This window comes from Wolbachia endosymbiont (group A) of Phasia obesa (genome assembly GCF_964028125.1).
GTDB lineage: Bacteria > Pseudomonadota > Alphaproteobacteria > Rickettsiales > Anaplasmataceae > Wolbachia > Wolbachia pipientis.
On the sequence record NZ_OZ034764.1, the window covers coordinates 1,160,642 to 1,183,976 of the forward strand.

Below are 23,335 nucleotides of genomic sequence, written 5' to 3' on the forward strand. Positions count from 1 at the left end.
TTACATTACTTCTATATTATGCTGATAAAATGCAGATAATACAACATTTACACGACGCCGACCATAAACAGCAATAAATTCGGCTGATTGAGAAAGAAGTTTGTCTTGTAGAATAGCTATTTCTTTTTCTCTGCCAATTATTGGTTCACTCATATGTTTATTCCGCGGAGTTTGTTGAAATTATACACAGCGGAATAAAATTATCAACTTTGTTTTACCGCCATGTTTACAGCGCGGCGGTAAAAGATAGAGCATCTCATAATTGGCTATTCTGGGGGTAGTTTGGTCACCTACATTATCAAGTCTTCTGATGAACTTTGTGACAATATACCTAATCATTGTACGTAAAGTTTGTATTCGAGGCAAAACTGACTATAAAATACACTTGATATAAATGTTTTTATATATTAACATTAGATGCTTCTTTTAATATATAGATAAATGTGTACTAAAAGTTTTATATTGTAGGTTCTTTAATAAGTATATGTCTAGAATATCGTTTTCATTGATTCTTATACTGGCAGTAGCAAGTTTACCAGTAATAAACAATTGGCTTTCACACCGCGGTCAAACCCTAACCGATGACCAAATAAGTACGAGATTAGATGATTATATCAGTAGAAATTTTGATAAGATCGTAAAAACTCTCAAAGAGGAGTCGATTAAAAGTAGTTACGCTGCTCGAGATAACGCGACTAAAGGTAAAATTTTACAGTACAAAAATGAAATATTCGACTCCGCTTATCCTTACTCAGGAAATGAAAATAGTAGTGTTATAGCTGTAGGCTTCTTTGACTATTCTTGTGGATATTGCAAAGCTATGAAGAATGATATAAAGCAGTTAATTAACGACGGTAAAATTAAGTATATCTTTAGGGATGCTCCAATACTTGGTAATGACTCTTTAAGGGCAGCAAAAAGCGCTTTAGCTGTTTACTTTATTGATAAAGAAAAATATTTCGATTTTCACTATTCTGCTTTAAGTCACAAAGGAGGATTTTCAGACGAAAGCATATTGGATATAGTGAAAAGCATAGGGATTGATGAGGACGATTTTAATGATTCCATAAAAGATAACGCGGACAAAATTGAGCAAATGATAAACAACAGTAGGCTTCTAGTAAGAGATTTGGGAGTAGGTGGTACACCTTTTTTAATAATTGGGGATAGTCTGTTTGTAGGAGCAACTGATTTAAATATACTACGCAAAAAAGTAGATGAATTAAGTCACAAGCAAGGCTAGTTTCAATTTGCCATAAAATTTTATTTTTTTTGCTTGACAACTCAAATGAACCTGAGTATAGTAACTGTGGGTGTGATAAGTAACGGCACGTAGAAGTGACACAGTAGCTCAAGAAAAGCAGGTGATGCCTATAGTCAAGCATAACCTCAGCCTGCAAAGATTGACTAATCCATTAAAAAGTGTTAAACTCAATATATAATTACCATTCTGGAGTTACAATATGAAAGAACCTAATTATACAAGAGAACCAATTGCTCTTTTTCGACAAATCAAAGAAAAGAAAAAATCAAGTAATTTATTGCATAATTTAAAGAGTGCTTATTCTAAAAAACTAAAGATAGGGGCTGCTCTAAAGACAGGGGATTGCTTTTTTGACTCCGTGGCTCAAGGGTTGAATGAGTTAAAACCTGGTCATCGTTTTACCGCAAAATCATTAAGAAAAGATTGTGCAGATTATGCTGAAAACAAAAAGGACTCACGATGGGTTTTTGATGAAATAACAAAAAATATTGCTGAAGGATATGCTGTACCTATGATAGGTTCAAATGGAAATGTAATGAAAGATAACCAGAACAATATTATACCAGACAATATTGCATCTTTTGATAGATATTTAAAAGATATTAGAAGTATGGCTACAGAAGCTAGCCTACCTATATGGGGTCGCCCAGGGATTGAAGGGAGAATGATATGTGATAAGTATGAAGTGGAGCTTGATATTTATTCAATAGAGGAAGATAGTCAAAAAGTTACAGTAACTAAAATTACAGCACATGATGATGATCTAGAAGTTTTTATACAAGGTGTGAATCTTGATCAATTAAAGATAGATAATAGTAAAAAAACTGTAGGAGTAGTGAATTACATGCAACATTTTGTACCACTCCTTAGTGGAATTTCTGAAGATATAAAAGAAGATCAACAAGTTTCTAGTGAAGCAATTCTTGGCACAGGTAAAAGAGTTCCTACTTCTGATCAATCAGAGAAAGAAGTACAACAAGAAATAATTAATATCAGTACTAGTGCGACTGTTTATACGGATAAAGAAATCCCTTTTTCTCATCAACTAGAGCAAAAAACACGACAAGAAGGAATTAATGCCAGCGCTAGTGCGACTGTTTATACGGATAGAGAAATTCCTACTTCTAATCAATCAGAGCAAAAAGTACAACAAGAAATAATTAATACCAACACTAGTGCGCCGGTTTTACAAATTTACACAGATAAAAAAATCCCTTCCTCTCATCAGCAAGAACAAAAAACACAACAAAAAGAAATACAAAAAAAATTAATCAATAGTTACAGGAAAGAGGCTATTTATGTAATAGCTACTGTAATAACAGCTATAGCATTCACAGCATCTGCTATAGCTGCTATCATTACTCAAGCAATTCCTTTTGCATGTCTTGCTGGAACTGCTTTAGTCGCTGCATGTGTTTGTGTATATCAATTAACGCAGAGTCATAAAGACATTAACGAACTGAAAAGCGAGTTAGGAAAAGGTCAAGAAGATAATGCCCACACTTTCTTAGAGAAGGTGGGATTAAAAATGCACGATCTTATTAATAAAGCAATTTCAAAAGTTTAAGATTTTTCCTACTTTATCTACATCAACTCAACTTTATTTCTACAGGAGGGTATATGTCATTCACAGAAATTAGATTTCCAGAAAATATATCTTATGGTTCCGCTGGAGGACCGGAATTTTCCACTGACGTTGTAACAACTCATAACGGTTGTGAACAGCGCAACATCAATTGGTCTCATGCACGCACTAGATACAACATAGCTTACGGGGTCAGATCAAACGAGCAGCTACTAGAACTAATAACATTTTTTCATGCACGAAAAGGTAAAGCAATAGGGTTTCGTTTTAAGGATTGGTCGGATTTTATAGCCATCAACCAAGAGATTGGTATAGGAGATAACAAAAAAACGACTTTTCAGCTAATCAAAACTTATGTAAGTGGGGAAGATAAGCATATACGTATGATCAAAAAGCCAGTACATGGGACAGTAAAGATTTATTTAAATGGTAAAGAAGAGAGTGAATATTCAGTAAATTATTCAACGGGAGAAATAACATTCATGAAACCGCCAGTAAAAGATGCAATAATCACTGCGAGCTTCGAATTTGATGTGCCCGTGCGCTTTGATACAGATTACTTAAACGCTTCTATTGATGACTATGGAAGCAATAGCTGGAATAACATTCCACTAATAGAGGTGAAATTTTAGCTGTAAGCGAGCATAGATCTACATCATAGTAGGGCTACTAGTCACCATCAATTAAAAAAGTTAAGCACCACTGAGGCTCTATATTTAAATGAGCCTTAGTATATGCAATTATTTTAAACTTTATCACCAGCTATATACTACAATGTTGCTGAGCTTTGCTAACATTTACACTTGAAGCTTGGGGAGATTCTAGCTTAGTGCTTTCTCCTTCCTGCAAAATAGAAAGCTTCAACAATTCCTTTAGAGTTGATTTTGCAAGTGTTGTATCATCTTTGTTTAAGATGTAGTCTAGCATGTTGTTTTTCTGTAAGCGATTAACAAAATATCTATCTTCCTCATTAAGAACCTCTATCTTGTTAATACAAGATAATACTAAATCCGAATTCTTTGTTGCTAAAATTCCATTCAAAAAGATATCTAATTTTGTTTTGTCTTCAGTCAAGTCTCTAGCTAACCTATTTCTGATGTTATCATTATCAAGCACAGTGTACTCGAGGTACGAGCAAGGCTCAATAAGTATAAAGTCCTCTAAAGGCACTAGTTCTGGATAGGTGCCAGCGTAATCAAGTATGCCACACTCAGTAATACACCCTCCTTTTCTTATAACACAGCAATTGAGACGACCATGATACATTGATAACAAAGAAAAAAGACGTATTATACTTGTACCTCTATCTTTCATTTCCTCGAAAAGCTTCCTATCATTTATTAATTTGTGCAAAATGTAATCCATAGCAGGACCTGGTTTGCGGAAATGAAACATATTATTCTCTTCAAAAATGGCCTCAGCTAATTCGATAGATTTTTTATCCTCATCTACGAAAGCTTTTTCATTTCTATTTAACTGTATGATCTCAGCTTTGCTATCTCTGCGTAGACCAGTTCTCCTTATTAACATCTCAAATATTTTTGTATTCATATATATCCTATATTAGTTAAAGTAAATATTAATAATGTTTACTTTTTAAATAAAAATAAATGAAAATTTTAATAAAAATTATTTTTTTTTAATAGAATAAAAATCTTTTATATTTGCTTGAGTACCAAAAGGGCTTTATTGGTGTAATGCGTTTTCTATTGCGCCTGGCTGCAGCGCGTGATGCAACCGGATTCAAGTGTCAGCTACTTTTATAGCACCACTTCTGCTTCAATAACTGTAAATACTAAGCGATCTGTCTTAAAATCTCCTCTTGTTGCTGAGCATGGACACTAGCATAACCACATGCAGGAGATGCAGCAGCAGGTCTCGCGATACACTTAGGTCTTTTTGCTTGAATATCGAGATTGGACAACACTTCTTCTATCAATGGGTTGACAAAAAACCATCCTCCCATATTTTTTGGTTCTTCTTGACACCATATAATTTCAGCGTTTTTGTACTTTTCAAGTTCATTACTTAGTTTATCTGCAGGAAACGGATAGAATTGTTCTAAACGTATCACTGCTATATCGTTTATTTTTTGTGTTTCAAGCATTTCAATTATATCGTAATAAACTTTACCGCTGCATATTACAACTTTTCGTACTTTATCACTTGAAACTAAACCTTTTCTACATTCTGGAATCACCGTGAGGAATTTTCCTTCAAAATCGGATAAGTTAGAAACTGCTCTTTTATGACGCAGTAGTGATTTAGGTGTAAACACTACTAAAGGCTTGCGAAAGTCTCTATGCATTTGTCTGCGTAAGACATGGAAGTAATTCGCCGGAGTGGAACAATTAACTACCTGCATATTATCCTCTGCGCAGAGTTGCAAAAATCTCTCTATACGTGCGGAGCTATGCTCAGGTCCCTGTCCTTCATAACCATGAGGCAGCAATAAAACTAGACCGCTTGATCGCAACCACTTTGTTTCTGCAGATGCGATAAACTGGTCGATCATAATTTGTGCATCATTTGCAAAATCACCAAATTGCCCTTCCCAGAGCACCAGTGAATACGGGGAATCAAGACTATATCCATATTCAAAGCCCATTACAGCATACTCTGATAAAGCGCTATCTATGACCTCAAAGTGAGCTTGCTTTTCATTTATATTGTTTAGCGGAATAAACGCTTCTTCTGTTACCTGATCAACAAGCCTTGAATGACGGTGCGAGAAAGTTCCACGACCAGAGTCTTGTCCTGATAAACGCACTCCTATTCCTTCTGTGAGCAGTGATGCAAACGCAAGACTTTCGGCAGTTGCCCAGTCTATATTACTACCGGAATTTATGCTGTCTATTCTGCCATCAAGTATTTTTCTAACCTTATTGTTAATATTAAAGCTACTTGGGATGTTGCTATTTATATGTACACCTAATTTTTTCAACTCATCTGGCGGAACACCAGAATCCGTGTAGTATTCGCTCAAATCGTTCAACTTTGCTCTTCTTAATTTTGACCACACTCCACCGAACCAGTCAGCTTTTTTTGGAGTATAAGCCGCTGATTCAGCAAGACTTTTATCTAATTTTGCCCTGAACTCACTGCGCAATTTATTTACCTCATCACCACTTAATACTTTCTCTGCGATCAACTTCTCTTCATACAGTGTTCCTGGAGTTTTATGCTTTGATATTACCTTATACATGAGTGGCTGAGTGAAATTCGGTTCATCACCTTCATTATGGCCATATTTGCGGTAACATATTATGTCAATCACTACGTCCTTTTTAAATTTCTGCCTATATTCCATCGCCAGACTTGTAGCAAAACTCACAGCTTCTGGGTTATCTCCATTAACGTGAAACACTGGAGCTTCTATTGATTTTGCTACATCAGTACAGTAAAAAGAGGATCGCGCACAACACGGATTAGCAGTAAAACCAACTTGGTTATTAATAACAATGTGCACAATGCCATCTACCTTATAACCTTCAATATTGCTTAAGGTTAGAGTTTCAGCAACCACTCCTTGGCCGATGAAAGCCGCATCACCATGAATTGATATGCCAAGCACAGATCTTATATTCTGTTTTGCTCTTATTCTTCCAGCCAAAACCGGATTTACCGCTTCAAGGTGAGATGGATTAGGGCATAAACTTAAATGTATTTTCTTACCACTGGCAAGTGTTTGATCAGAAGAGTAACCAAGGTGATATTTAACATCACCGGACACCTCAAGACCACCTGGATATGCAAGATTGCCTTGAAATTCAGATAGCATTGCCGCATATTCTTTGCCCATAACTTTGGTTAGAATATTGAGTCGTCCGCGGTGAGCCATGCCAAGAACTATTTCTTCAATACTAAAAGCTGCAGAATCACTAATGATTCTCTCAATTGCAACGATAGCTGATTCCCCACCTTCGATAGAAAAACGTTTATATCCAGGAAATTTCATATGGAGAAATTGCTCGAACATCTCAGATTCAATTAAGTGCCTCAGTATTTCCTTTTTATCTTGTGAACTCAGCGTATAGGTTTGATTTTCGATCTTTTCCTGCAGCCACATCCTCTCCTCATAAGAGGAGATATGCATAAATTCAAAACCGATGTTCTTGCAGTAAATATCTCTATAGATTCCAGCGTCACTTGCCGGATATAGATTCGAATATTTCTGATAATCTACTTCCTTATTCACATTGGGTGATAACGGATTAAGATCCGCAAAAAAATGACCGTAAGATCTGAAAAAATTTGCTAAACTAGAAACTGAATCATCCACCTTAGTTACATGTTGTGCACCGCAGGTCTCCGCTTTATTAACTTCTAAATTGCTTGAAAAAATTCTATACCAATCCTCCCCGATTGATTTATCACCCTGCAAATAACGGCTATACATTTCTTCCACAAATTCTGCATTATCACCATAAAGGCAGCTTAAACTCGACATAATCACTATAAAAAGTATCAAATACTTATAAGTATAACTTAAGTTTTTTAAAAAAGAACTTTTTTAGTTTCTATACGTCATACCGCGATTCATTCGCAGTATCTCTTAGCCGCTAACAAGCAGCGGGATGACGAATTACTTAACCATCATCTACACCGTCATACCGCGATTCATTCGCGGTATCTCTTAACATAGATCCCCTACTATACCTTAACATAGATCCCGCTAACAAGCAGCGGGATGACGAATTACTTAACCATCATTACACCGTCATACCGCGATTCATTCGCGGTATCTCAAAGCATAGATCCCGCTAACACGTAGCGGGATGACGATTGTCGTTTAGCTATAAATATTAAGAAATTTACCAAATAAAAAAAAGGCAAAAGAAGCCCCGTGGTTGGCTAATTACTTACATTATACTTTCAAGTATGGCGTTTTTTTATTCTAAACGCTTAATAACCGCGATTTAGCTGCTTTTTAATGCAACTAACCTTTAGTCATAAATGTTTAAGAAATTTACTAAACAGAAAAAAAGGCAAAAGAAACCCTAGGGTAGCTAATTATTCACTATCCATTTTTTAAGTTGGCGTTTTTTGATGTTTTAAATGCTTTATAAGCGTATTTCAGCTTGTATAGGTAAAAACCTAGAAATTTGATAAAGACATAGAGTGCACATAGTACAAAAAATTAAACATGAGACGCCAGATACGTTGAGTTTTTTTGTCATTTAATCTGTACAGAGAAGATAAATAAATAGCTTCACTTTCATGATAAGGGGGCTGACGGAGTTTGTCAAGGAAGTTTTTTCGTTTAATCCGTTTCTATGAGCTACTTGGATGACGAGGTTACATATTTATGGCAACCTCATTACCTACGCTCAAAAAGTTTTTCAATATCACTGAGTTTCATTTCTATATAAGTTGGTCTTCCGTGGTTGCATTGCCCGGAATATGGGGTTTTTTCCATTTGTCTCAGCAGCTCATTCATTTCATCTAACCTCATTTTTCTACCCGCTCTAATTGATCCATGACAAGCGATAGTGGCCAATATTTTGTTCACTTTATCTTCTACTGGCAATGTATCTTCTATTTCCGTTAATCTATCAATTATGTTAATTAGCATCTCTTTCACATCTATTGCTCCCAAAATTGCAGGGATTTCTTTTACTATCACTTTATTCTCTGATTTGATTTCAATATCAAAACCCATTTCAAATAACTTATCTTTATAGATTTCAATCATCTCCATTCCGGCTTGATTTTTGATTTCAACCGTTTCAGGAAGAAGTAGTTTTTGTCTTTTTATACTTGATTTTTGTTTTAGGCATTCATATACTAATCTCTCGTGGGCTGCATGCTGATCGACTATAATCAATTTGTCCCTTACCTCTGCAATAATATAAGTATTATAGACCTGACAGCGTGCAAACCCGAGCGGGTGGCTCTCTATCAAATCAACTTGCTCTAACACCTTTTTTTCTAGAACCATAGTCTCCGCTTGTGATGGTAATTTCTGTATGCCGGTATAATCAAACGATTTTGACTGTTCTGATAAGCTTTTTACTCTTTCATTTGGAGAAGCAAATTCTTTTATTAGTTGATTTTCAAAAGGACTTGGCCTTCTTTCATTTTGAACATTAGGTTTATCAAAAGGATCTGGCAATGTTGAATCCATTTTCTGGTCATGCGCTAGAAAGGTGCCTATCCTTCTTGACAATGCTTTAATTAATCCTCTTGTCACTATCTCATATATGAGCTTCTTATTCTGAAACCTTACTTCTGACTTATTTGGATGCACATTTACATCTACTTGATCATAAGGTATCTCTAAATGTAACGCTGCGAAAGGATACCTATCGCTTGGAATAAAATCATGATATGCATACCTAACTGCGCCAATAAGTAGATTATCTTTGATTGGCCTTCCATTAACAAACGTATAGATCTGAGTTGACTTACCACGATTGACGGTCGGTTTACAGATGTGTCCCGTAAGTTTAATGCCGTCTTCTTCTTCATTAATCTCCAGAGAACTGCCCTGAAATTCTTCTTCTACTTCACACAATCTATGAAATAACGAAGTCTGCTTAGCGTATTTTAAGAGCTTTTTATTACCTGAATTGAAAGTAAACCCTATATGATAGTTAATCATTGCTAGGTTATTTACAATATCAACAATGCTTTGAGTTTCTGCTCTTTCGGTTTTTAGAAATTTTAGTCTATTTGGAGTGGCAAAAAATAAATCTCGTACTTCAATATGTGTACCTTGTGATAAAGAGTAAGGAGTTTGCTCCCCTATTTTCTCTCCACCCTCATAACTTATAGACCATGCTTCATTTGCTTCTCTTGCCTTAGACGATAATTTTATCCTACTTACTGCTGCTATTGAAGGCAGAGCTTCTCCTCTAAAGCCAAGATGCTTGATTTCTATCAACTCATTGTCGCTCAATTTTGAAGTAGCATGGCGCATAAACGCAAGTTCTAAATCGTTTTTTTCTACTCCGTTACCATCATCTGTCACAATAATAAGGTTACGCCCACCACTTTCTATTTTGATCTCTATTTCTAAACTTCCAGCATCTATTGCATTTTCCACTAATTCCTTTACTACACTTGCTGGCCTTTCTATCACCTCCCCCGCTGCTATACGGTTTATGGTTTTTGTGTCTAAAAGAATTATTGCCATAGATTTATTATGAAACTGGTTTTTCTTTTACTTCTTTGGTCTGTTTCTCTCTCCACTTTTTTAACCTACCTGCAATTTCACTGTTGGAAATTGACAATATAGATACGGCAGTAATGGCAGCATTATATGCTCCATTTTCTCCTATAGACATGGTTGCAACTGGAACACCCTTTGGCATTTGAACTATAGAGAGTAGACTGTCCAGCCCATTTAATTGTTTACTATGCACAGGAACGCCGATAACTGGTAAACAAGTTAGTGACGCAACCATACCAGGTAAATGAGCTGCACCTCCTGCACCAGCTATAATAACCTTAAAACCTTCTTCTTGTGCAGATTTAGCAAAATTGAAGAGCCTTTCTGGTGTTCTATGTGCAGATATTATGAATATGTCATGTGAAACTTCTAATGCTTTTAACATATCGACGGTATGGACCATAGTAGTGTAATCTGACTCACTTCCCATAATAACAGCAATATCTTTTTTTATTTTTGTCATATTCAACACAATTTTACTTACTAACTAAATAATGTTCCAGCTAAAAAGCAACAAATATTTAAATTATATTATAAATATAATATATAGAATTCTCGTTAAAATAGAAATTTTAAAAATTTAAATAAATATTTATATTAAGATATAGAGATATAAACTTCTTATGTAAGATAAATTTATAAAATAATTATTTTTGTATTTCAAGCTTTGTAATCTTAGCTTGTTCTTTCTATAAATGGTTTTTTCAGATAGACTGATGGTAAAATGGTAATTTAAAATTACTAGAAATTTGATAAAAATATTAATATATAATCAACTTAAAGTTTTAAATATTGATATCATATAATTATTGACAAGTTACATGATATTAATATCTTGGTATATTAAATATTATGTTATAATATTTAATAAAGTTAACTGATATGTGAGTGTAAGAATTATGGAAATAATATCGTTAAATAACTTAGACAGTGCAGGAATAAAAACAAAGTTGCTTTATATAATAAATAAAATTGTAGAAAAAAATGCTTGGACTCAGGCTTTTGCAGCTGAGAAACTTGGTATTGATCAGCCAAAGGTATCACAAATTAAAAATGGTAAAATAGATGGTTTTTCTTTAGAGCGATTGTTAGGATTTCTAAAAAAACTTGATCATGAGATAACAATCACGATGACAGAAAGCCAAGAAATAAAATCTGAGGCAGAAAAAGTAAAACATGAAGTTGAATCGCAATAGATACAAAGTTGACAACTTGTTTTTTGTGATATAGTATAAAACTTATTAAGGTAGTATCTTATGGCTGAGTCTATTGTAGAAAAGTGTATAGAACGGGTAAGTAACCGTTTCAAATTGGTTCTGTTGGCAAGTCAAAGAACACATGATTTAAATACAGGGGCAAGTAATCCAATTCAAGCAGCTAAGTTTAAAGGTCATAAAAATACCATAGTTTCCTTACATGAAATAGCAGGAAAACAGGTGGATACTCATGAGCTGTTTAGCCTTTTGGTAGGTAGATGCAAGGAATACATGAAAGGAAATATGAATAATGTTTACAGCAGTAATACAAGTAAGCTAGCGAATTTATTAAATTTTTCTGATAACACAGACCTTGATGCAAGTCAAGAAAGCCAAGATTATGAAGTGGATGGTGAAATAGATGATGAAATAAATGATCAAGATGGCGATGAAGAAGTATCTGTTTAGAAATCTACTGAAGTTACATAGTCTTTAAATGATTTGCATTGCTATCTATACACTGTTGTTCTGTATGAGTGTAATGTTGTGTTGCATAGTGTCTAAGTCAAATGATGTGTACAATAAGGTTTTAGCGTTCAATAATTTCTCAACGCAAGTAGTTGTACTTATAACAGCAATATCAATCATTCTGAATAATTTTTTTTTAATTGATATAGCATTGTTGTATGCTAGCGTTAGCTTTATATCAACTATAGCACTAATGAGATTAATGTTGTTTTGATAATTTATGATAGGATCCATTTTCATATTTTTAGGTATTTGTTTGATAATTATTTCAAATATAGGGGTGATCAGATTTCCTGATTTCTATACTAGGTTACATGCAGCAGGTATTACAGATTCTAGCGGTGCAACGTTATTGTTAATTGGTTTTGCTTTGCAGAATGGATTTTCAATCAATACTGTTAAAATAGTATTATTAATTTTTATAATATGGGTAGCTAACTCAACTAATAGCTATATTTTAGCGCGCACTCATTATAAAGTTAAGAAAAAAACTGTTAAAGAAGGCTAAGGTGTTAGAAATATTAAATGTAGTGTTACTTTTGTTGTTACTAACAGTTACGGTTTTTATAGTTTTCTCGCGACATTTAGTCGTAAGTGCTGTTCTAATGTGTGTATTTAGTTCACTGATTGCGCTTATATACTTAATTATGAATGCACCTGATGTTGCAATTACTGAAGCTTCTGTTGGTGCGGGGCTCAGTACAGTTTTTACGTTTGCAGCACTCTCCTTGATAAAGAATCATAAAGTAAATCTATCTCATAACCCTATAACGCTTTTTTTTATGTTATTTCTGGCTGTATGTTTGTCATATTTTATGATTCAATTGCCAGATTTTGGCAGCCACAATGCTCCGATCCACTTGCATGTTGCTCCTTATTATGTGGAAAATACCGAAAAAGCTACCGGTATTCCTAATATAGTGACAGCTATTTTGGCAAGCTTTCGTGGTTATGACACGTTTGGAGAAACTATAGTAGTTTTTACTGCTGCGCTTTGTATAACGTTGATATTAAAAGAAGAAAAAGAAAATGATTAAAGATCCGATATTAAATGCAGTAACATTTTTGATGATACCTTTTATCATTTTATTTGGTTTATACATACAATTTCACGGTGATTACACTCCGGGTGGAGGTTTTCAAGCAGGAATAATTATTGCCTCCGGGATAATATTATATTCAATGCTATTTGGTGTATCTACAACTCTAAAAGCAATACCTTATTCTGTGATTAGATTGACTAACGTGTTAGGTATTTTAATTTATGGAGGAACGGGCGTTGCAACAACTTTACTTGGCCAAAATTTTTTATCTTATGATATCTTGTTAACCAATAATAGAACCGGTCAAAAATTAGGTATTTTTTTGGTGGAATTAGGTGTAGCATTTACTGTCTGCTCCTCTATGTTAATTATATATATAAATTTTGCTCGTAGGAAAAAACAATGACTTTATATAATTATACGATTATTATTGTATTAATGGTGCTAGGTTTATATATTATTATAAACGATAAAAATTTAATCAAGAAAATGATAGGGGTAAGCGTCTTCCAAGCATCTGTTTTGTTATTTTACATATCTCTAGGATATATAAAAAGTTCCTTGCCTCCTATATTGGTTTCAAATTTTTATTCATATAGCAATCCTATACCCCATGTTTTAATGCTTACTGCTATAGTGGTTGGAATTGCAACATTTTCAGTTGGATTATCCATAGCAGTAAAAATGGAAGAAAAGTATGGAACAATCGATTAAGACAAGTGTACATAAATTAACAGTATCTTAAACTATATGAAGTAACAAATAGCCACAAGTTAAAAGTAAAATTATAGACTTGCTCGTTGTAAGTTTGTTTGTTAATAAGAAATAAAATTATAAACTATAAAGGTAATGATGTCAACTATTAATGATGCAGAAGATAAGAAAAAAATTATCAAAGATCTGGTAACTAAGAGTATAAAAAAGGGTGGTTTTATCACCTTTGATGATATAAATGATAAATTATCAGATGAAAATTTTTCGTCTGACTTTATAGATGATGCTATATCTTTATTGCAGGATTCCGGAATTAATGTGCTTGAAAGTAGCGAAGATGAAGAAGATATTCCTTCCAACAGTGATGATAGTAAACTTGATGATGATGACACATCGCCAAATGTTACTGCAACTTTAGTACAAAATGATGATCCAGTGAGGATTTATTTACAAGACATGAGCTCCGTAAAGCTTTTATCAAGGGCAGATGAAATCGAGATAGCAAAAAAAATTGAATCTGAAAAGCATAACATGTTACGTGCAATAATTGAAACATTAGTAACATTAAAGGTGATAAAAGTATGGCGTGATGATTTAAGTAATGGAGCTCTCTTACTGAGAGAAATTATAGATCTGGATGCAATTTATAACTCTGATTTTAATGTGGTACCCAAAGAAGAAAGTGAAGAGAGTGAAGAAAGTGCTGAAGATGTTGAGGATTCTGAGGATGTTTCTGAAGATGCTGAGTACTGTAGTGATGATGAGAAAGATAGTAAAAAAAGTGATGATGAGAAAGACGGTAATAATGAAGATATAAGTTCAGTCAATTTAAATGTTTCTATTCTTGAAATGGAAAGTGACTTATTGCCAAAGGTCATAGTTGCATTGGATGAGATAATTACTTTAACAAATGAAGCGTTGATATTAAGAAAAAATTCTAAAAATTTCTCTAATGAGCTAGAAAATTTGTATAATCAAATATGGTCTATAGCATTACAAATTAAGTTAAGTGATGCTGCTGTTGCCAGAATTACACAAGAACTTTATAAGATAAATAGATCCATTACGCTTGAAGAGGCTAATCTTATTGCTGAGGCTAGAAAATACGATATCGATAGAGAAAGTTTCTATAAAGTTTATGATGACGTGCTTTTAAAGCACGAATTGAAAAAGATAAGTCTTTTAAAGATCAATGAAAATCAGTCCTCTTTTACAGGTGAATTAAAAAACAAATTTTTAAGGTTTATAGACGATAACTCTGAACATATAGCTAGTACCTTGAACGGTATTAAGCAGCATATACAGGAAGATAACGTACAAGAATTTAAGGAGCTAATCAAGAGAATACAAAAACACGAACGAGAAGTCTCTGAAGCAAAGCAAGAAATGATTAAGGCTAACTTAAGGCTAGTAGTTTCCATTGCTAAGAAGTATTCAAAAAGAGGCCTTGATCTGCTTGATTTGATACAAGAAGGCAATATTGGTCTTATGAAGGCCGTGGATAAGTTTGATTACAAACGTGGATATAAATTTTCAACTTATGGCACTTGGTGGGTAAGACAATCAATCACTAGAGCAATACCCGAGCAGTCTAAAGTAGTTAGAATACCAGTTCATATGGTGGAAATTATCAGTAAAATCAACAGAGCATTAAGAAAGATGACTCATGAGATGGGAAGAGAGCCGACGTTAGAGGAATTGAGTGTAGAACTGACAATGCCACTGGAAAGAATACGCAAAGTTATGAAAATAGCAAGGGATCCAGTAAGTCTTGAAGCTCCAACAGGAAAAGATGATAGTAGTACCTTTGGTGATTGTATAGAAGACAAGCGAGTCTCCAGGCCAGAGGATGCTGCAATACTTGCTGACTTGCGTGGCATTACAACCAATGTTCTTGCAACTTTAACACCAAAGGAAGAAAGAATTTTAAGAATGCGTTTTGGCCTTGGTAAAGATGGGAAGGAACATACCTTAGAAGAAGTAGGAAAAATTTTTAATGTAACACGTGAGAGAATTAGGCAAATAGAGGCAAAAGCACTGCGCAAGTTGAAACATCCAAGCCGTGCTAGAAAACTTAGAGGGTTCTTTTAAGTATACGTGTCAAGTTAAGAAGAAGCTGATTTTGCCCGGAAAAAGTGGAGAGCAAGTTAGGCCAAAGTTGTATAATTTCACCGCTATTTTTCTTTTTCTATGAATCTAATGAAACAACATGCTAATCTACGGTAAATATTATGACAAACAAAAATGACAATTCTAATTCAAAGTATAGAAATTTTTATGTTCTGGGTGATAGCTTATCCGATAATGGCGCAATCATTGGAATTTTAAATAATTTATCCTTTGCAAAAAGCGTAAAATTTGATGATCCTTTTTATCAAGGAAGATCTTTTAGCAATGGCCCTACTGCTGTTGAATATATAGCAAAATATTTAGATTTAGATGAATTTAAACCTGGGTGGAGTTATTCATTTTTTGGGAGATGCCACGAACAGCAAGGTCAGAATTACGCAGTTTCATATGCAACAGCATCTGAAATTTTTGACCCTATTTTTTCTTATTTCTTCAATAAATTTCGTTTAGCTAACCAGCTAGATGCGGTAATTAAACATCATCCAGATATAGGTAAAGAAGATTTATTTTGCATCATAATCGGCGGAAATGATGTTATGGTTGCCACTGCTTATGACGATACTAAAGCGGAAGAAGTGTTGGAACAAGCAGTGAGTGAAATATGTAATGCACTTAAGGTTCTAAATGAACATGGTGTTAAGCATGTAGTTGTTGCAAATGCACCTGAAGTTGGCTCAATACCAGCTTTTAATAGAGATGAAGAAGCAAGGGAACTAGCTACAAAGCTCACGGAGAGTTTCAATGCAAAACTGGCTAAAGGCTTAGATTATATGAAGAAAAGTACAAATCTTGAAATAAAAGCATTTGATCTTAACTCTAAAATGAGAAGTATGTTTAGCGAATACAAGAGCAAAGGTTTAAATTGTCAAGATGCATGCACATCGAACATTGCAGACCAAGTTGGGAGATTTAAAGAAAATATAAAAATACTCTTAAAGTTGATATTTAAAGGGGAACTTGACGTTCACTATAACCCTGGGTGTAGCAAAGAAACACTAAAGGATTATTTCTTTTTTGATTATTTCCATCCAACTGCGGAACTTCATCATGAAGTTGGTAATGAAGTGTATGAGTTGATTTGACACAGTTTTTTTGAACATATCCTTTTAAATAGTAACCAGACTGCATTCTGTGATTTTTAGCAAAACACGATCTTTCATTTGAGCTTTCTTCAATTTAAAATAAATACAGAAAATTGCTGCCTATAGCTAAACTGACTTAGATTTACCGACAATTTGAAAAACCGTCATCCCGCTACTATATAGTTATTGATATATATTTTCTTTTAAGCTCTTGGTTTTGATCGATAAATGTAATCATTTCATCTTCTAAAGTTTTAATTTGATTACGTAAAATTGCAAGAAGTTCCTCTATTTGTTTGATTATAGATGTATCAGTTACCTGTTGGATTTGGGTTTTTTGTATTTTTGCTATTTCTACAAGTTGGTTTCTACGAGATAATTTTTGTTTCAAGCAATCAATATTACCATTACTAACTGTTAAAGGAGTAACACGCATATCTGTATTATTAATATAACGTGAGATGATACTGCAGTCTATTTTATCAGTTTTTGTAGTAATACCAAGGCTTTTAGCATAGTCTCTCCCACCTTGGTTGAATGACGTACACTTCAAAACCATTGCTTAGTAAAGTATAGGCACATAATTTTTCGTATCCACCAGTTGCCTCAAGACCAATTTTGGTTACATTATGCAAACGTAAAAAGTCCAGCATTTCATCAATGGATTGTACATTGTTTTCAAATATTTTATAATGCTCAAGTGGGTGAATGTGGAGATCTAATTTACTTTTGCTAACATCAATGCCAGCAATAATGTTTGATGAATTCATAATTCCTCCGTAATAATAACATATACTGCATTTTCCAGCCTTATATACGAGCCTAAAAGCTCAATCAGTTGTTCGGAACTTTCAGTATAATAAACCAGAGAAGAGAACCTTGCTGAACAACGATTCTTATAATCAAGGGGCGTGACGGTTCCTCTTCTCTGTGTGTCTTTAATATCACTACTTTGATATTTATAAAGACTTGTTCTTAACATATAAGGGAAGTGTCCTCTAGGTAAGATTGTGGAGTATTCGTTGTAGCATTTGGCTGTTCAATTACGCTAGTTGATTCTTTAGGTATACTATTTCCTTCAAAATTTCCATCTTTTTATTATGTTCTCTTTAGCATTTTGAGAGTGAATTATTCTAGTTTTGATATTTAACCGTTTTGTATCTGCTGTAATGATTTCACTTCCAATTTGCTATTCTTTACATATTGAATTGCAAGCACTAACGCTTTACTCCCAGAAGCTGTGGTACTGTAAGCTATATTTTGCAAAATAGCAGTTCTCCTGATATCTTTGCTATCTGAAACTGATTTCACACCTTTTGAGGTATTGATCACTAGATTTATTTTTCCATCTTTGAGCATATCAACTATGTGGGGTCTGCCTTCTCTTACTTTATTTACAGCTTGTGCAGCAATGCCGTTATTGTTCAGATACGAAGCTGTGCCTTTGGTGGCATATATTTCAAAACTCAGTTCTTTCAACATTCGTACAACAGGCAATATATACTCTTTATCATCATCTTTTACTGAAACCAGAGCTGCTCCTTCTGTTGGTAACTTGTATCCTGCAGCCATGTGCACTTTTGCAAGTGCAGCTTCGAAAGATGAGTCGATTCCCATCACTTCTCCTGTTGATTTCATTTCAGGACCAAGTAAAGTATCCACTCCTGCAAAGCGGGTAAATGGAAAAACAGCAGCTTTAACTGCAAAATGATTGAAAGGCTTGTTTTCCTGATTCAATTTTTTACCCAAAATAACCTGAGTGGCAAGCTTTGCAATAGGAATATTGATTACCTTGGAAATAAAAGGAACTGTGCGACTAGCCCTTAAATTCACTTCAAGTATGTATACATCACTAGACCTCTTGCATAACTCGATTTCTGAAGGCAATTTTGTCGTCAAAGCTTGTCTGCGCTCCTCAAATACATTCGAGTATTCTGTGGTGCTCATCTGCACTTTTCCTAAAGATTTCTCATCACAAACAGGTTCTGCAAGAGGTCTATTCTCTTGAACAGCAAACTGAATGTTTATCAGACCTTTCACTTTTAATGCTAATGCTATTCTTTCAGTTTGTAGCTTAATCTCTTTTATTACTTCGTCACTCAATGTATTTGTCGGTATTGAGCATGTTGAATCGCCAGAGTGGATACCAGCTTCTTCAATGTGCTCCATGACCGCTGCAATGAAAACTTTTTCCCCATCACATACAGCATCAACGTCAACCTCAACTGCATTGACTAAAAATTTATCAAGAAGCAGCGATCCGTGTTCAAAAATTTTGGTTTGATTCAAGACATACTCTTTGAAGCTCTGAGTATCGTGTCTAATCGACATAGACTGACCGCCGAGGACATATGATGGCCTGACTACTAGTGGAAACCCCACCTTTTCTGCGTTGGTTAACGCTTCTTCTACTGAATGGCAGATAGAATTTTCAGGTTGTTTTAAATTAAGTTGCAAAGCAAGATTTTTAAATCTCATGCGATCTTCTGCAAGGTCAATAGAATCAAACGAAGTTCCCAGAATTTTGAAACCTCTCTCGTTAAGCACTTTGGCTAACTTTAAAGGTGTTTGACCGCCTATTTGAACTATTACACCAACCAGTGTGCCATTTTCTTGCTCTTTACTTAGTATTTCAAGCACATCCTCTGCAATGAGTGGTGCAAAATATAAACGATCAGCGGTATCGTAGTCAGTTGAGACAGTTTCGGGATTACAGTTGATCATTATTGTTTCATACCCCATTTCTTTGGCGGCAGAAGCTGCATGTACGCATGCATAATCAAACTCAATACCTTGACCAATGCGATTTGGACCACTTCCTAAAATGACAACCTTTTCTCGGTCAGAAATATTCGCCTCACATTCCGTTTTATTTTCAACATCACCCTCATAGCAGCCATACATATAAGCAGTGCTCGATTCAAATTCAGCTGCACAGGTGTCTACGCGTTTATAAACTTGTTTAATGCCAAATTTTTTTCTTATTTCTTCGATTTGTTTTACTCGATCTCCAGCGTGTAACGCTGGCTGGATCCCAGTGTCACGCACTGGGATGACATTAGAGGGTACTGGAATGACAGAGGTAGGTCTATTACTTAACTTTGCTAATCTTGCATCTGAAAATCCCATTTTTTTCATCTCTAACATTTCATATGCAGTCTCAGGAAGGCCGTTTTCCTTGATTTTTTGTTCAGCCAAGATGATTTGCTGTATATTTTGCAGAAACCATAAGTCATATCCTGTAATCGAATTTATTTCTTCTATGCTAATTCCGTGGCGCATTGCGTCAGCAGCAATCAGTAATCTGTTTGGTAGCAATTTTGCTAATTGAGATTTTATGTGATCAATATCAATGTTCTCAGGAAATACTTCATCAAGTCCTGTAAAATCAGTTTCAAGTGAACGGAAAGCTTTCTGTAGTGACTCATTAAAAGTGCGGCCTATAGACATCACTTCTCCCACTGATTTCATGGAGGTTGATAATTCACAATTCGTCCCCTTAAATTTCTCAAACTCAAATCGAGGAATTTTAGTGACGATATAATCAATCACTGGTTCGAATGCTGCTGGTATTATTGGAGCGCAGTCGTTACGTATTTCATCGAGCGAATAGCCGATAGCAAGTTTGGTTACAACTTTTGCAATAGGATAGCCTGTTGCTTTCGAAGCAAGTGCAGAAGAGCGAGAAACCCTTGGATTCATTTCAATTACAACGAGGCTTCCATCTTCTTTAGGATTTACTGCAAACTGAACATTTGCACCGCCGGCACTAACATCAATTTCTCTCAGCACTGCTATAGATGCATTTCTCATTTGTTGATATTCAGCATCACGCAGAGTCAAAGCAGGAGCAACCGTAATACTATCTCCGGTGTGCACTCCCATCGGATCAACATTTTCTATCGAACAGACTATTATGCAGTTATCTTTACAATCGCGGATAACTTCCATTTCATACTCTTTCCAGCCGATAATTGATTCATCTATCTGAACTTCATTTATTGGCGAAATTTTGAGAGCACTTTCTGCGATATTGAAAAACTCCTCTTTATTATATGCTATGCCACTACCTGCACCACCAAGAGTGAATGATGAACGAATGATTGCTGGTAATCCAACGTAATCCAAAGCCTTTTTTATTTGTTCTTGATTTTTTATAATGATACTTTTGGGGTATTTCAGTCCTATTTTATCCATGGATTGGCGGAATAACTCTCTATCCTCTGCTTTTTTTATTGCTTCTCTATTTACCCCTATTAATTCTACGTTGTATTTGTCTAACACTCCATCATCTGCAAGTTTTATTGCACAATTGAGCGCTGTTTGCCCGCCCATTGTTGGCAATATTGCGTCTGGCCTCTCCTTAATTATAATTTTCTCTATGATTTCAGGCAGTACCGGCTCAATATACGTCGCATCAGAAAACTCAGGATCTGTCATTATAGTTGCGGGGTTGGAGTTAACCAAAATGACTTTATAACCTTCGCTTTTTAATACTTTACAGCTTTGCGTTCCGGAATAATCAAACTCGCATGCCTGACCTATAACTATTGGGCCTGCTCCTATTACTAATATAGATTCTATATCTGTGCGTTTCGGCATAATTACAATAACGGTCTCTATTCAAGTAATGTTACCAATCTTTCCTGTATATGTGAATTTTTATTAAACCTATTAGCTAATTACTTTTAGGCTTGACGCATAACTGTACGAACATTGCAATTTGCGTGGCAGATTCCAGTGCTTGACACACAGCTGTACAAACATTCATTTTTGAAGGTAAATTGCACAGCAAATGATGTCATTCAAGTAGCTGACACTGGTTCCTTTATGACGGCAGTGCCCAGAGGTGTCATCCCAGTCTGGGATCCAGAAAACTTAACTTTAAATAAGTGGCTGCATAATAAAGACTAGATTCCAGTGTCAAGCACTGGAATGACACCATAGAGGCACTGGGATGACATCCTTCCTAGTGGAGATTACTCTCAAATCACAATGTTCATACAGTTGTGGGCTTAACGGTATCTTTGCAGATACTATGGTAATTTATTCGGGAGATTTGCTAAGCGGTAAGATTTTTCCTGATATGCCGCAGTCTTCAGAAGCTAATTCCACAAATTTATCTGTTAGTTTATCAGGTGACACCAATTCAGATCCAGGAAATGCCTGCTCACTACCCACAGGTCCTTCCGTGTATACAGCATTTACACATAATTTTGTATGTTTTGTCTCAGATGCATATATCTGCACCATTATTTCTAGTGCAACTTTACTTGCAGCATACGGCATCCAATATGGATAAGAGGAAGGAGAAAGTGTCACTTCTGAGGTCATGAATATCGCTCTTCCAGCATTAGACTTTTTTAGCATTGGATCTAAGTTTTTTAGTAAGTACCAATTGGCAGTAAAATTTGTATTCATTACGTTCTGTAGCTCTTCAATCTCACAGTCATGAATGGGGTTCAGTTTGCCTAAAATTCCAGCACACACAACTAATATATCAAGTGCTCCAGATTCTGATAATTTCAGGCTTTCTATCATGTTTGTCAGTATCTTTACATTCTCAAAGTCTAAAAGATCAAGCTGAATTAGTTTCACAGAGCCTTCTTTAAATTCTTCAAGCTCTTCAATTTCATTATATAGTGGCTTGAGATTATCAAGAGATCTTGAAATCAGAATCACACATGCACCTTCTCTTATAAACCTTTTTGCAACAGCAGAGCCTATTCCACCTGAAGCTCCGGTGATTAAAGCTACTTTACCTTCTAACTTACCCATTTCTTTCTCCTTAGCGAGATCCATTGAAATATTTTAGCTGAAAATTGAATTTTGCTCCATATATAAAAATCAAACTTAGCATATAAAAAAATAGTAATGACACTACCACACCACCTAAACTTCCATATATCAAATCCAGTTGGTCAAAGGAAGCTTTTAAGTATTGCTTAAAAGCTGAAGCAGAAATCGTCCAAAGAATAACAGCTACACAAGATCCAGGAAATACGTCTGATAAATTTTGTTTTATGTTTGGTAACATAAAATATAGCCAAGAGACTACTGTGAAAAGTACAAATTCAATAAGTAAATACCTAGTATAACTTAGCACCTGATAGGAAAAATCAATTAGCATTGGTACTAGTGTAGAAAACACTATAGTTAGAGTTATAATAAGCGTGATTACTAAAAATTGTAATATACTTAGTACTCTTCTTAATATATAAGGCGGCGAAACCGGAACTTTATAGGCCTTATTGAGTATTGTTCTAAGCCCTTCAATTGTCGATGAAGCGGTCCAAACAGCACCTACAATTGCTAAAGTTAGTAAGCTTTGCGGCGGGCCTGATATTATCTCCCTAATACGCGGCATCAAAGATGATAAAATATCCTGTGGCATGTTATCAATGATAAATACCCAGCCAATGTTGTACTGGTCTAAAAAATTTGCGAATGTTGACGCCACAGCCATTAAAACGATGAGAAAAGGAAATATTGATAACAGAATTAAAAATGATAAATACCCTGCATGCTCCACTCCATCATTATGAATTGTGTCAATCAAAGCACGATAAAGGCAATAAACGATGCTGTAAAATTTCTGTAGCACTGTAATATAGACGAA

General features: G+C 34.9%; 24 protein-coding genes. 13 read left to right on the forward strand and 11 right to left on the reverse strand.

The window, feature by feature from the left end; all coding sequences use genetic code 11:
* A complete protein-coding gene (locus ABWU29_RS05755) occupies nucleotides 1-153 on the reverse strand; it encodes a hypothetical protein (protein ID WP_007548541.1) in 153 nt (50 codons plus the stop codon).
* A 331-nt stretch (nucleotides 154-484) separates the two neighbouring features.
* On the opposite strand from ABWU29_RS05755, the gene ABWU29_RS05760 reads away from it, so the two are divergent.
* The 3 genes from ABWU29_RS05760 to ABWU29_RS05770 all read left to right on the forward strand — a co-directional run bounded on the left by ABWU29_RS05760 (nucleotide 485) and on the right by ABWU29_RS05770 (nucleotide 3,481).
* A complete protein-coding gene (locus ABWU29_RS05760; RefSeq protein WP_141456844.1) occupies nucleotides 485-1,243 on the forward strand; it encodes a DsbA family protein in 759 nt (252 codons plus the stop codon).
* Nucleotides 1,244-1,463: 220 nt separating this feature from the next.
* Nucleotides 1,464-2,831 (forward strand): hypothetical protein, encoded by a 1,368-nt coding sequence (locus tag ABWU29_RS05765; RefSeq protein WP_255498570.1) that lies wholly within the window; start codon nucleotides 1,464-1,466, stop codon nucleotides 2,829-2,831.
* 53 nt (nucleotides 2,832-2,884) lie between these two features.
* Nucleotides 2,885-3,481 carry a TIGR02217 family protein gene (locus ABWU29_RS05770; RefSeq protein ID WP_141456846.1) on the forward strand — a complete coding sequence of 199 codons (597 nt, stop codon included), beginning with the start codon at nucleotides 2,885-2,887 and terminating at the stop codon, nucleotides 3,479-3,481.
* A 130-nt stretch (nucleotides 3,482-3,611) separates the two neighbouring features.
* On the opposite strand, the gene ABWU29_RS05775 is transcribed toward ABWU29_RS05770, so the two are convergent.
* From ABWU29_RS05775 to purE, 4 genes are all read right to left on the reverse strand, one after another.
* Nucleotides 3,612-4,400 carry a hypothetical protein gene (locus ABWU29_RS05775; protein WP_015589502.1) on the reverse strand — a complete coding sequence of 263 codons (789 nt, stop codon included), beginning with the start codon at nucleotides 4,398-4,400 and terminating at the stop codon, nucleotides 3,612-3,614.
* Nucleotides 4,401-4,644: 244 nt separating this feature from the next.
* The gene (locus ABWU29_RS05780; RefSeq protein ID WP_353280217.1) at nucleotides 4,645-7,299 is read right to left on the reverse strand and encodes a 2-oxoglutarate dehydrogenase E1 component; all 2,655 of its coding nucleotides are present in this window, start codon (nucleotides 7,297-7,299) and stop codon (nucleotides 4,645-4,647) included.
* Nucleotides 7,300-8,169: 870 nt separating this feature from the next.
* Nucleotides 8,170-9,987, reverse strand: coding sequence for a DNA mismatch repair endonuclease MutL (gene mutL, locus ABWU29_RS05785; protein ID WP_141456850.1), 1,818 nt, complete (start codon nucleotides 9,985-9,987; stop codon nucleotides 8,170-8,172).
* Nucleotides 9,988-9,994: 7 nt separating this feature from the next.
* Nucleotides 9,995-10,486: a 5-(carboxyamino)imidazole ribonucleotide mutase gene (purE, locus tag ABWU29_RS05790; protein WP_015589499.1), complete on the reverse strand. Its 492-nt coding sequence runs from the start codon at nucleotides 10,484-10,486 to the stop codon at nucleotides 9,995-9,997.
* Nucleotides 10,487-10,922: 436 nt separating this feature from the next.
* Here purE and ABWU29_RS05795 point away from each other — a divergent pair, with 436 nt between their 5' ends.
* From ABWU29_RS05795 to ABWU29_RS05835, 9 genes are all read left to right on the forward strand, one after another.
* On the forward strand, nucleotides 10,923-11,219 hold the full coding sequence (locus tag ABWU29_RS05795) for a helix-turn-helix domain-containing protein (protein WP_012673420.1): 297 nt from the start codon (nucleotides 10,923-10,925) through the stop codon (nucleotides 11,217-11,219).
* A gap of 60 nt (nucleotides 11,220-11,279) precedes the next feature.
* On the forward strand, nucleotides 11,280-11,687 hold the full coding sequence (gene rpoZ, locus ABWU29_RS05800) for a DNA-directed RNA polymerase subunit omega (protein WP_007548528.1): 408 nt from the start codon (nucleotides 11,280-11,282) through the stop codon (nucleotides 11,685-11,687).
* Nucleotides 11,688-11,715: 28 nt separating this feature from the next.
* Entirely contained in the window at nucleotides 11,716-11,961 is a 246-nt protein-coding gene (locus ABWU29_RS05805) for a monovalent cation/H+ antiporter complex subunit F (protein ID WP_007548527.1), read from the forward strand.
* A 6-nt stretch (nucleotides 11,962-11,967) separates the two neighbouring features.
* Nucleotides 11,968-12,255, forward strand: coding sequence for a monovalent cation/H(+) antiporter subunit G (mnhG, locus tag ABWU29_RS05810; RefSeq protein ID WP_006279703.1), 288 nt, complete (start codon nucleotides 11,968-11,970; stop codon nucleotides 12,253-12,255).
* A gap of 1 nt (nucleotide 12,256) precedes the next feature.
* Nucleotides 12,257-12,784, forward strand: a complete 528-nt coding sequence (locus ABWU29_RS05815) for a DUF4040 domain-containing protein (protein WP_015589497.1) — start codon at nucleotides 12,257-12,259, stop codon at nucleotides 12,782-12,784.
* Nucleotides 12,777-13,196: a Na(+)/H(+) antiporter subunit B gene (locus ABWU29_RS05820; RefSeq protein ID WP_006279705.1), complete on the forward strand. Its 420-nt coding sequence runs from the start codon at nucleotides 12,777-12,779 to the stop codon at nucleotides 13,194-13,196. The genes ABWU29_RS05815 and ABWU29_RS05820 overlap by 8 nt, the downstream gene beginning before the upstream one ends.
* On the forward strand, nucleotides 13,193-13,504 hold the full coding sequence (locus ABWU29_RS05825) for a cation:proton antiporter subunit C (protein ID WP_006279706.1): 312 nt from the start codon (nucleotides 13,193-13,195) through the stop codon (nucleotides 13,502-13,504). Before ABWU29_RS05820 ends, ABWU29_RS05825 begins: the two co-directional genes overlap by 4 nt.
* Before the next feature lie 138 nt (nucleotides 13,505-13,642).
* Nucleotides 13,643-15,595 (forward strand): RNA polymerase sigma factor RpoD, encoded by a 1,953-nt coding sequence (gene rpoD, locus ABWU29_RS05830; protein WP_353280219.1) that lies wholly within the window; start codon nucleotides 13,643-13,645, stop codon nucleotides 15,593-15,595.
* 140 nt (nucleotides 15,596-15,735) lie between these two features.
* On the forward strand, nucleotides 15,736-16,716 hold the full coding sequence (locus ABWU29_RS05835; RefSeq protein ID WP_010082050.1) for an SGNH/GDSL hydrolase family protein: 981 nt from the start codon (nucleotides 15,736-15,738) through the stop codon (nucleotides 16,714-16,716).
* Nucleotides 16,717-16,891: 175 nt separating this feature from the next.
* On the opposite strand, the gene ABWU29_RS05840 is transcribed toward ABWU29_RS05835, so the two are convergent.
* The 4 genes from ABWU29_RS05840 to carB all read right to left on the reverse strand — a co-directional run bounded on the left by ABWU29_RS05840 (nucleotide 16,892) and on the right by carB (nucleotide 21,318).
* A complete protein-coding gene (locus ABWU29_RS05840) occupies nucleotides 16,892-17,275 on the reverse strand; it encodes a hypothetical protein (RefSeq protein ID WP_227738574.1) in 384 nt (127 codons plus the stop codon).
* On the reverse strand, nucleotides 17,226-17,486 hold the full coding sequence (locus tag ABWU29_RS05845; RefSeq protein ID WP_010082049.1) for an IS110 family transposase: 261 nt from the start codon (nucleotides 17,484-17,486) through the stop codon (nucleotides 17,226-17,228). The genes ABWU29_RS05840 and ABWU29_RS05845 overlap by 50 nt, the downstream gene beginning before the upstream one ends.
* On the reverse strand, nucleotides 17,483-17,698 hold the full coding sequence (locus ABWU29_RS05850) for a hypothetical protein (RefSeq protein ID WP_006279709.1): 216 nt from the start codon (nucleotides 17,696-17,698) through the stop codon (nucleotides 17,483-17,485). The genes ABWU29_RS05845 and ABWU29_RS05850 overlap by 4 nt, the downstream gene beginning before the upstream one ends.
* Nucleotides 17,699-17,862: 164 nt before the next feature.
* A complete protein-coding gene (gene carB / locus ABWU29_RS05855) occupies nucleotides 17,863-21,318 on the reverse strand; it encodes a carbamoyl-phosphate synthase large subunit (protein ID WP_197907092.1) in 3,456 nt (1,151 codons plus the stop codon).
* Between the two features lie 138 nt (nucleotides 21,319-21,456).
* Here carB and ABWU29_RS05860 point away from each other — a divergent pair, with 138 nt between their 5' ends.
* Complete coding sequence (locus tag ABWU29_RS05860; protein ID WP_167471214.1) at nucleotides 21,457-21,630, forward strand: hypothetical protein; 174 nt, start codon at nucleotides 21,457-21,459, stop codon at nucleotides 21,628-21,630.
* 132 nt (nucleotides 21,631-21,762) lie between these two features.
* On the opposite strand, the gene ABWU29_RS05865 is transcribed toward ABWU29_RS05860, so the two are convergent.
* Both ABWU29_RS05865 and ABWU29_RS05870 read right to left on the reverse strand, forming a co-directional pair.
* A complete protein-coding gene (locus ABWU29_RS05865) occupies nucleotides 21,763-22,518 on the reverse strand; it encodes an SDR family oxidoreductase (protein ID WP_174516753.1) in 756 nt (251 codons plus the stop codon).
* Nucleotides 22,505-23,320 carry a YihY/virulence factor BrkB family protein gene (locus ABWU29_RS05870; RefSeq protein ID WP_015589493.1) on the reverse strand — a complete coding sequence of 272 codons (816 nt, stop codon included), beginning with the start codon at nucleotides 23,318-23,320 and terminating at the stop codon, nucleotides 22,505-22,507. Before ABWU29_RS05870 ends, ABWU29_RS05865 begins: the two co-directional genes overlap by 14 nt.
* Between the last annotated feature and the right edge of the window lie 15 nt (nucleotides 23,321-23,335).